Source organism: Bacillus sp. ISL-46, from assembly GCF_018613205.1.
Window position 1 is genome coordinate 62,473 of record NZ_JAGGQR010000041.1, and the last position, 11,079, is coordinate 73,551.

The 11,079-nt window shown below is 37.4% G+C and carries 8 protein-coding genes; 5 read left to right on the forward strand and 3 right to left on the reverse strand.

Annotation, left to right across the window (positions count from 1 at the left end; all coding sequences use genetic code 11):
* Nucleotides 1-46: 46 nt before the first annotated feature.
* From J7E67_RS19645 to xerS, 5 genes are all read left to right on the forward strand, one after another.
* Nucleotides 47-898, forward strand: a complete 852-nt coding sequence (locus J7E67_RS19645) for an aldo/keto reductase (protein WP_214732705.1) — start codon at nt 47-49, stop codon at nt 896-898.
* A 301-nt stretch (nt 899-1,199) separates the two neighbouring features.
* Complete coding sequence (locus J7E67_RS19650; RefSeq protein WP_214732706.1) at nt 1,200-1,565, forward strand: nuclear transport factor 2 family protein; 366 nt, start codon at nt 1,200-1,202, stop codon at nt 1,563-1,565.
* A gap of 57 nt (nt 1,566-1,622) precedes the next feature.
* Nucleotides 1,623-2,993, forward strand: a complete 1,371-nt coding sequence (locus J7E67_RS19660) for an aldo/keto reductase (RefSeq protein ID WP_285291935.1) — start codon at nt 1,623-1,625, stop codon at nt 2,991-2,993.
* A gap of 278 nt (nt 2,994-3,271) precedes the next feature.
* The gene (locus J7E67_RS19665) at nt 3,272-4,489 is read left to right on the forward strand and encodes a sugar efflux transporter (RefSeq protein ID WP_214732707.1); all 1,218 of its coding nucleotides are present in this window, start codon (nt 3,272-3,274) and stop codon (nt 4,487-4,489) included.
* Nucleotides 4,490-5,213: 724 nt separating this feature from the next.
* Complete coding sequence (xerS, locus tag J7E67_RS19670; protein WP_214714897.1) at nt 5,214-6,302, forward strand: tyrosine recombinase XerS; 1,089 nt, start codon at nt 5,214-5,216, stop codon at nt 6,300-6,302.
* A 199-nt stretch (nt 6,303-6,501) separates the two neighbouring features.
* On the opposite strand, the gene J7E67_RS19675 is transcribed toward xerS, so the two are convergent.
* The 3 genes from J7E67_RS19675 to J7E67_RS19685 form a co-directional block, all read right to left on the reverse strand.
* The gene (locus J7E67_RS19675; protein ID WP_214732708.1) at nt 6,502-8,400 is read right to left on the reverse strand and encodes an ABC transporter ATP-binding protein; all 1,899 of its coding nucleotides are present in this window, start codon (nt 8,398-8,400) and stop codon (nt 6,502-6,504) included.
* A complete protein-coding gene (locus J7E67_RS19680; protein ID WP_214714942.1) occupies nt 8,397-10,124 on the reverse strand; it encodes an ABC transporter ATP-binding protein in 1,728 nt (575 codons plus the stop codon). Before J7E67_RS19680 ends, J7E67_RS19675 begins: the two co-directional genes overlap by 4 nt.
* Before the next feature lie 196 nt (nt 10,125-10,320).
* The gene (locus J7E67_RS19685) at nt 10,321-11,079 is read right to left on the reverse strand and encodes a hypothetical protein (protein ID WP_214714899.1); all 759 of its coding nucleotides are present in this window, start codon (nt 11,077-11,079) and stop codon (nt 10,321-10,323) included.

Genomic DNA, 11,079 nt, shown 5'->3' on the forward strand with positions numbered 1-11,079 from the left:
AAATATAAAAGTCAACTAAATTTTTATAAAACAGGAGGAATTTTTTATGCAAAAAGTTATTTTAAACAATGGTGTTGAAATGCCGATACTCGGTTTTGGTGTTTTTCAAATTCAAGATGAAAAAGAATGTGAACAAGCTGTTTATGACGCTATTATGGCAGGTTATCGTCTGATTGATACCGCTGCCTCTTATTTAAATGAAGAAGCGGTCGGCAGAGCTATTAAGCGGAGCGGTGTGCCTAGAGAGGAATTGTTTATTACTACGAAATTATGGGTTCAAGATACAGGCTATGAACGCACAAAGAAAGCATTTGAAATATCGCTGGAAAGACTGCAACTGGATTATTTGGATTTGTACTTAATTCATCAGCCATTTGGCGATGTTTACGGTTCATGGCGTGCGATGGAGGAATTGTACCGCGAGGGTAAGATTAGAGCAATTGGAGTTAGCAACTTCTATCCGGACCGCCTGACTGATTTCATTATTCATAATGAAGTGGTTCCTGCTGTAAACCAGGTTGAAACGCATCCTTTCAACCAACAAATAGAAAGTGCTAAATTGATGAAAGAGAACAATGTTCAAATCGAGTCCTGGGGACCATTTGCTGAAGGAAAAAATAACATGTTCCAGAACGAAATTTTAGTATCAATAGCCGAAAAGCATAATAAATCCGTTGCCCAAGTGGTTTTACGTTGGTTAACACAAAGAGGAGTCGTTGCGATTCCAAAGTCTGTTCGTAAGGAAAGAATCATCGAAAACTTCAATATCTTTGATTTTGAATTAAGTCAAGAGGATATGGAAAGAATTTCTACCTTAGATACGAAACAAAGCTTGTTCTTTTCACATCAAGACCCTGAAATGGTGAAATGGATCGGGACCCGTAAACTTGATATTTAATGTTCTAACAGAATGAAATGCAAGAAACGCGAGAGAAGGGATTTTAAAATGTCAAATTCATTTATAATATTTTCTACGCACCCAGAAATAACCCCGGAAAGAGCAATGGCGGTATTTTCTGATGTGGCAAAAAATGGAAATATGTAGTGAATAAACACTGAGGAGATGTGTCCCTTCTCCACCTGCCGGAAATCGGGATCAAGGGCAATACACACTTTCTAAGATCGGCGATCTGATGTCCAAATGGTTAAAAGAAAAAGGATTGTATTAAAAAATAATAGTAAAAAGGTATGATACAAATATGGAACAAGCAATTATAGATCTTTCAAAGAATAAATGGTACTGGATGATGGAGAAACAACTAGACGATTTAAGTAATCTCTTTCACGAAAAAGCCGTTTTCGTGCACATGGGGGCTACATTTTCTAAAAACGAGGAAATTGACGTAATTAATAACGGTTCTATAATTTATAAGAATGTAGATATTCAAGAAACATCTGTTCGGCTAATTGGCACAACTGCCATTCTTCTAAATAAAGTACGCCTGGTAGCTGTTGTTGGGGGAAATGAAGTGACGAATCCATTTGTGGTTACAGAGGTATATGTGCTACAGGAGGATCAATGGAAACTGGCATCAATGTCTTTCACAAGGCTGTTAGCACCATAAAGTAATATTGGTAGTAATATCAGTAATTCATATACCATACAACGTCTGCTCCGAAAGCTGTCCGAACTGATAAAGAAGATTGCAGTAGAGAAAGATGCAACGCCTGCTCAAATCGCACTAGCATGGGTGCTTGCCCAGAAGCCTTGGATTATTCCGATTCCCGGTACAAGGAAACTGGAACGTTTGGAAGAAAATCTTGGCGCAGCGGAAGTTGAGCTGACTCCTGAAGAACTACATGATTTGAACAAGGTTGATAAAATGTCTAATTTCGAAGAACTTACAACAACACAGAAAATGAACGGACATGTTGCACCAAAAGCTAAGAAAAGAATTATAAAGAAAATAATGATGTATTTATTGGTTTTATTAGTGGTATTAGGAGTTGTCATTTCATTGTTTATAAATATAAATCCAGTATTCGGCGGTAACCCAAGTAACGAACAAAAAGAGGTATATAATACCTTTGATAATTATGTTAAAGGGAAATTTGTCTATCAGTCACCAACAAAATCTAACATCTCCTCCACGTTTGAGGACACTAATTCAGGTGGTAAAGAACGCAATCCTGCTGGTCAAATTCCTGTTTCTGAGATTGATTGGAACAAAATTAATAGTAATGAAGATAGTTTAACTTGGTTTGGGCATTCTGCTTTTTTACTTAGTATCGATAATAAAAAGATACTCGTTGATCCCATGCTAGGTCCCATAGCTTCACCTGTTTCTTTTGTAGGACCTAAACGCTACAGTGAAGATATGTTGGATATTATTGAAGAAATGCCTCCTATTGATGCAGTCTTTATTACGCATGATCATTACGACCACTTAGATTATCAATCTATAAAAAAGCTAAAGAGCAAGGTCGGTCATTTCTTCGTTCCTTACGGTGTAGGTAATCATTTGATTCGATGGGGTGTTGCAAAAGAAAAAATTACAGAACTTAATTGGTGGGATGAAACTGAGTTCCAAGGTTTAACCATTGCATTGACCCCATCCAAACATTTCTCAGGAAGAGGACCTTTTAATCGAGATTCGACCCTTTGGGGTGGCTGGGTCATTCTAGGAAAACAAACACGTTTCTATACCAGTGGAGATGGCGGCTATGATACACATTTTAAGGAAATTGGCGATAAATACGGACCTTTTAATATCGCTTTAATAGAAGGCGGTCAATATGATAGACGCTGGTCATGGGCTCATATGTTTCCGGAAGAATCCGTACAGGCTAATATAGATGTAAAAGGCAAGCATATGATGTTAATGCATTGGGGTGCCTTTACACTTGCGAATCATGGTTGGACAGACCCAATAGAACGAGCATTAAAAGCGGCAAAGAAAAATGATGTGAATCTCATCGCTCCACAAATTGGTGAAACTGTTCAATTGGATGGAAGGTTGTCTGTTCCTGTTTCATCATGGTGGAAAAAGTAATTTTTAAGATTCAATGAGGGGATACAAATGAAAAAGACGTTATATTTAATGAGACATGGACAAACATTATTTAATAAAAGAAGGAAAGTTAAATTGTTGCATATTGAAATTTGAATATGAGAACAAAGAATTTAAATTAATTGAAATTATAAACCATAATTTTAATTGTTAATAGTAGATGAATTTGTAGTAGTTTTTTGTTTCCATTTCTAAAAAATGACGAACTACAAGATTCCTATATTGCAGAAAAGTAGGCTAGAAGGCTAGGAGGATTACATGTGTTTGCAAGGTTAAAAAACTTGTTTGCGATTAAAGGTTATCGTTTATACGTCATTTGTATGCTGCTTGTCGGTATCGGCATTTCCATTACTCAGCCCTACTTATCCTTGTATTTTACTGAAGATTTTGGAATGACTGCAGGAGCTTTTGGCGTTTTTATGGCGATAAGTTCCTTAAGCGGAGTCGTGGTAAACTCACTTATTGCGAAACATTCCGATAGCGGTTTAGACCGAAAATGGTTGATTATTTTAGCCATGCTTTCCTCTGCGCTAGGATATGCTTCGTATTTAGTGTTTCACAACTTCTATATCCTGCTGATTGTCGTCACTCTGTTTAATGGCTTAGGAGCTGCTGCCATGCCGCAAATCTATGCCTCTGCACAGGAATCGGCGAATGAAAGCAACTCCGATGACAAGACGTTTGCGATGTCTACATTGCGTTCTCTTGTATCACTTGGTTTCCTAATTGGACCATTAGGTGGTACTTTCATTTTGGGTGCACTCGGCTATAAGGGGCTTTTTTTAGGGACATCCGCCGTCTATCTTATCATTGCATCTCTTGTAATCCTGTTTCTACGAAAAAGAAAAACAGTTCAAAATGGTAAGAATAGAACCAGTGCTGTCTCCCCATCTGTAAAAAACAAGCAGATCATTCAGCCACTTATCGCCTTTATCTTTCTATTTGCGGTCAATGCCATTAACGGTATCAATACGCCACTTTTTATTGTGAATGAGCTTCATGGGACGCATACGGAAGTCGGATTGGTGGTTAGTATTTCAGCTGGTTTGGAAATTCCAATTATGATTGTTCTCGGTGCCCTGAGCAAAAAAATATCGAATCATTCCCTGATGATAATCGGGTGCTTTGTTTCGGTTATCTATTATATTATCTTAAGTGTATCGACAGCTTCCTGGCAGTTGGTCGTAGCGCAGCTTCTGCAGGCAACATCAGTTGCGATACTTATGGGTAATGGATTGAGCTATTTCACAAATTTGCTGCCTCATTCACCGGGACTATCAACAACCATTTATTCCAATGGCTCGACCATTGGAAGACTAATAGGGAATCTGGGCGGAGGTGTCATTGCCCAGTTTGCAGGGTATCGAAATGTATACTTTGTTTGTCTGTTTTTTGTGATTTTCTCGTTCTTTATGTTATGGAAGACAAGAACCCATAAGGAAAAGGGAGTCCCTATAGAACACATTCCATCCGCATAGTCATGTACGATGTAGTATTTTCTTATTCCTATTAACGAAACATTAAATATATTGATTGGATCACTTAATAAATAATATTAATTAACACAAATTTTTGGTTCTCTCAAGTCAAAGAATTTGTTTTTTATATTGAATTTATTAAGGGATACTTCTAGATACTTTTTGGGACTTTCTAAAATAAAAGAAAACGGCATCGCAAATGCTGCCGTTTTCTTTTTTATGAAAATTACTTTTTTATAAACCAGTTGCCTTTCAAAGGTGGCTTTTTTTAATTACCGGTGCAAGTTTGTTATAAAAGGAATATTAAAAAAATTATTGAAATTGTCATATCATCTAAAAAAAAGGGGCGTGTAAATGAAATTAGGACTAAAACGCCACGAAGTAAGTTGAGAACCACATAACGTTAAGTAGCAAAAAAGAAAAGGGTAGGGGAAATACTAAAAAGGTATGGTACCATATGGGATACTTTCTTTTCACTAGTTTTTTATTTAAGTAAATTGTATAACTAATTTTATATTGTAAATCACACGAAATGAACTGTTGCTTGTAATGGGAGAACTTTGATTTTGCCATTTTAAGAAGAGAAGTGTGTTTAACGTGCTTGTCGTTGTACAAACAATTAGAGTTAGAATTATTTTAATGCTTTAGCGTAATAATAATTACGTAAAATATAAATTTGACGTAATTAACTCGATTAAGTAAAATATAGAAGTGAGGTGATTTTATGGTAAATCAGGATAAACTAACAAATTATAAAAAATTGCAAACCATACTTAACGAATTACCGTGGTATGTTGATGAATACATAAACCACAAACTCAGAAAACTTTCGACGGCTTCCTTATATAATTACTGTCATGATTATAAAATCTTCTTCAACTGGATGATCAGCGAGCAATTAGTGTCTGGCAATGTCAAAGATATTCCTTTGGAACGTCTGGAGCAAATGACAGTTTTAGAGGTTGAAAGTTTTTTAAACTATCTCCATTATCAATTAAATAATAAAGAACTCACCGTAAATCGGAAATTATCTGCATTAAAATCACTATTTAATTACATGCAAAACATTGCTGAAACACCAGATTTAAAACCATACATTAATCGTAATGTCATGGCGAAAATTGAATTTAATGAAGTAAAAGACAGCATGGAAACAAAAGCAAATAAAATGGAAGGTAAAATTCTTCTTGGCGATGAATATGAGAAGTTTCGCCTCTTTGTTGCTAATGATTATGGCGAAATGAACAAAGATAACAAAAAAATCTCTAACTTTTATCAATTAAATAAAGAACGTGATACGGCGATTGTGTCATTAATCCTTGGTTCTGGACTTCGCCTTTCGGAGTTAGTTGGAATTGAATTAGACGATATCGATTTTAGTAAGTATTGTGTACGAGTCATTCGAAAAGGTAATAAAGAACAATTTGTCTTCTTTAGTCAGGTTGCAATGGCTGATCTGGAAGAATATCTGTCGATTAGATCTGCTAAGTACCAGGTTGATAAGACCAATAAGGCGTTGTTTATTTCTGCACCCATTGGACCAAAAGGAAAATCACGAAGATTAACGGGAAGATCTGTTGAAAAATTAATTGAAAAATATGCCACCGCATTTGGTAAACCATCATTATCCGTACATAAGCTGCGGCATTCGTTTGCGACCAGATACCATGCTGAAATCAATGATGTACCAAAATTAAGACGTCAATTAGGTCATTCATCGATCCAAACCACAATGATTTACACACATATTAAGAATGATGATCTTAAAATTGCTGTTGATAAAATGGATATGCCAAAAGAACAACTGGATTAATAATGACTGTCTGTAAAAAAGGCAGTTGATTTTTTTATTTTATCAGTTTACATAATATTATTATGTAATAAATAAATGAAATAATCTCAATTCCAAAGTATACTTAAGAAAATGAGACGGAATAAATTTTTTAATATTTTTCACTTTGCAAAATTAAAAATGCGTTCAGAAAGCTCATATGCTCTCCAAACGCATTTTTTTATCCCACATTTTTCATTGAATTGCTTCCAGTAAACTGACTATTATACAAATCTGCATAAAAGCCGCCTTTTTCAAGTAATTCGACGTGATTTCCTTTTTCAATCACACTGCCATTATTCATCACAAGGATTAAATCTGCATCACGAATCGTCGACAATCTGTGTGCTATAACAAAGCTTGTGCGCCCTTTCATTAAATGGTTCATCGCCTTTTGAATTTGTACCTCTGTCCGGGTATCTACACTACTTGTTGCTTCATCAAGTATTAGAATCGCTGGATTCGCGAGTATCGCTCTGGCAATGGTTAATAGTTGCTTTTGGCCTTGAGAAATATTGGATGCTTCCTCGTTCAATATCGTATCATAACCGTCTGGAAGAGTTCGGATAAAATGGTCCGCATTGGCTGCTCGCGCCGCTGCCATCACTTCCTCTTTTGTTGCCCCTTCCCTTCCGTATGCAATATTATCAAAAATAGTACTGTTAAACAGCCAGGTATCCTGAAGCACCATACCGAATAAACTCCTTAAGTGCTCCCTTTTTAAATCTCTCGTGTCAATGCCATCAATCAAAATTCGACCGGAATTAATCTCGTAGAAACGCATTAACAAATTAATAAGTGTTGTCTTCCCTGCCCCTGTTGGTCCGACGATCGCAACCGTCTGGCCAGATTTCACATCAATTTGCATATCTTCGATTAAGATTTCATTTTCCTCGTAGCCAAAAGTAACATGTTCAAATGTTACTTCACCCCTCGGAGTAGAAATCACTTTTGTAGCAACCGCTTCTGGGACCTCTTCAGCTTCATCCAATATTTCAAACACACGTTCCGCACTTGCGATAGTTGATTGAATCACGTTGGCAATCGATGCTGTTTGTGCAATTGGTTGGGAAAATTGCCGCGCATATTGGATAAAGGCTTGAATATCACCAATTTCAATCGCTTTTTTAGTGACTAAGATTCCACCAACGACGGATACAAGGACATAGCCAATATTATTGATAAATGACATAAGCGGCATAATCATTCCAGAAACAAACTGTGCCTTCCAGGCTGATTGGTAGAGTGTTTCATTAATTCCTTCAAATTTGTCAATCGATTTCTGCTCATGGCCAAATACTTTGACTACCTTATGACCTGTATACATTTCTTCTACATGACCATTTAGCTCGCCTAGTGATTTTTGCTGGCCTTTAAAATACAGTTGTGAATTTTTGGCGATTTTTGCAATCGCTACACCGCTTAGCGGCAGTGTCACAATCACGATCAATGTCATCAAAGGACTGATTGATAGCATCATGACGATTACTCCAATAATTGTAACTACTGAGGTAATCAACTGGGTTAAGCTTTGCTGTAAAGTTGTGCTGATATTATCAACATCATTGACCGCACGGCTGAGAATTTCCCCATGGGTACGTGAATCAAAGTAATTTAACGGCAGCCTGTTTAGCTTTTCTTCCACTTCTTTACGGAGATTATAAACTGTCTTTTGTGCGACACCAGCCATGATATATTGTTGTAAATAGGCAAAAATCGCACTCAATATATAAAGACCTATTAGTAAAATAATAATTTGACCGATATACTCAAAATCGATTTTAGCCCCAGGAACTCCTCTGAGTTTCATCATCAAACCTTCAAATAATTTTGTGGTTGCCTTCCCCATGATTTTAGGGCTGACAATTGCAAAAATCGTACTGATAATAGCAGTAATTAATACGGAAAGCAGCTGTATTTTATAAGGCTTCAAATAGCTGATTAATCTGTTTAGCGTTCCCTTAAAATTCTTTGCCTTTTGGACAGGCATTCCCATACCCATCGGGCCAAATCCACCGCCGGGGCCAAGACCAGGTTTGCGCGGCCCAGACTCTTGTTCTGGTTTTTGATGCTTACTCATGCGATTTCCTCCTCTGACAGCTGTGACATCACAATCTCTCGATAAACCGCACTCGACTCCATCAAATCTTTATGCGTGCCGATTCCGGTTATCTCTCCATTATCTAGGACAATAATCTGGTCTGCGTCGATAATTGTACTCACTCGTTGTGCTACGATTAATACCGTTGAATTGCCAGTTTCCCCTTTTAGTGCAGCGCGCAGCTTGGCATCTGTTTTAAAGTCCAATGCGGAAAAGCTGTCATCAAATATATAAATCTCAGGCTTCCGAACGAGGGCTCGGGCGATGGATAACCGCTGTTTCTGTCCACCAGAAACATTTGTTCCCCCTTGGGAGATTACCGCATCAAAACCTTCTGGCATGTTTGAAATGAATTCTTTCGCCTGGGCTATTTCGGCAGCATGATCGACCTCTTCTGCCGTTGCATTTTCTTTCCCATAACGAATGTTCTCTGTGATTGTCCCGGTAAATAGTACTGATTGCTGTGGGACAAACCCAATCTTTTCCCTAAGCTGTTCTTGTGCCATATCCCTTACATCCATTCCATCAACAAGAACTTTTCCACTATCGACATCATAAAAACGCGGAATCAAGTTAATAAGTGTCGACTTTCCTGAGCCTGTTCCCCCAATAATAGCTGTTATTTCACCAGGCTTCATCGAGAAAGAAATATTTGAAATTGCAGGCATTTCTGCTCCAGGATAACTGAAGGTAACATCCTGAAATTCTACGTGCCCTTTTGTGCTTTCCCCTGATAACGACGAAGATGGATCCTTAATATCGGCTACCGTCTCCAGCACTTCGTTAATTCGGACAGCAGATACCGATGCCCTTGGTATCATCACAAACATCATGGATAACATGATGAAAGAGAACATAATTTGCATAGCATATTGGATAAATGCCATCATATCACCGACCTGCATATGCCCATTGCTAATCCGAAGTCCGCCAAACCAGACAATCGCTACAGTTGAGAGGTTAAGAACAATCATCATAATTGGCATCATTGCAGCCATGATTTTATTTACCTTAATAGCTGTTTGGGTTAAATCCCAGTTGGCTTCATCAAAACGTTTCTTCTCATGCTGCACTCGATTAAATGAGCGAATAACACGAATACCAGTTAAGTTTTCTCGTAAAACGCGATTGAGATTATCCAATTTTACCTGCATTGCTTTAAATAGTGGAATACCTTTTCTTGCGATTATGACGATCGCCAGTACGAGAATTGGCAAAGCGACAGCAAGAACTAACGTTAGCTTGGCATCCTTTGAATAGGCCATAATGATACCGCCAATACACATCATCGGTGCCATCGCCATCATTCGTAACATCATTACTAATACTTGCTGGATTTGAGTAATATCGTTGGTAGTTCTTGTAATCAATGAAGCAGTTCCAAGTTTATCAAACTCGTGCAGTGAAAAGTTTCCTACGTGGGAGAAAATTTTGCTCCGCAATAGCTTTCCAAACCCTGATGCTGCTTTTGCTGAGTAGAAACTCGCAGCAATGGAACAAATCATCCCTCCTGCCGCGACGAGCAGCATGAAACCACCAATTTTCCATATGTAGTTGGTATCACCAGTCACGACACCCTTGTCAACAATATCTGCCATTAACGTTGGCAAATAAAGTTCTGACAATGACTGTAAAAGCACTAGGCCTAAAACCAAATAGATGGGTAATTGAAATGGTTTTAGAAATCTGGTTAATTTGATCAACATCTCTCAACTCCGTTTTCAATAATTCATACGAGTAACTTTATCCTATTTTTATGAACTAAATATGAACAAATATATTTATTAAGTTTATAAAAAAGATCATTTGGCTTGTTAAGCAAACATAAGTATATTCCCGACTGGAAATTCCGTCAAATTTTTACAATAAAAAAAACACAGGGAATCCTGTGTTTAACGATCATTTATTGATTTCTTTATTAACCACCGTGCCGATGAGCTTCCAATGACCTTTTTCTAACAACCAAGTAGATTTAACCAATGCAATAAGGTCCGCATTTGCGATTCCAGTAACCCTCTGCTCCCCCAGTAATCCCACTTTATTGCCCTCTAATTGAATCGGTTGGAGACTGCTAAAAGGGTTTACGGTTAATTCTGTAGGCTCATTTAATTTTCCTTTATAATAAAGACCGAGCTTTTTATAATATTTTTGACGGTCATTTAAATCAAACCGATAGGATTTTCCCGTTTTGGCAAGTTTGATTTCTGCTTTATACCCATTTAAAAAATGACTATCCATTTCAAGCGGCTCAGGCAGGGCTAAATTCGTATGGACAAAATCCTTCATAGAATAAGAGTAGTTATGGACAATCCCCTCATTTTCTCCGGTTAACACACTTGCAAATAAATCCTTCACCCCATCATGGTTTAAGTCCACTAGCAGGAGTGACGCCTTAGCACCACTTTCCAAAGGGAAGGAAAAGGTCTTTCCATTGGAGGCGGCAATTTCAATATAGATTTTCTCTAAAAATGTATCTCCTTTCTGATAAGGAACACCCTTTAAAAGGATTTCTTCCTCCTTTTCGTCTCCTGTAATATCTTCTTGCTCTTTTGTTATGGTGACCGTTTTTGTAGTTTCTTCAATTGCATAAACCCCAGTAATCGCAGTAAGTGACATGAGAAAAAACGAAGCAATCACCAGAAGCATCTCTTTTTTCAT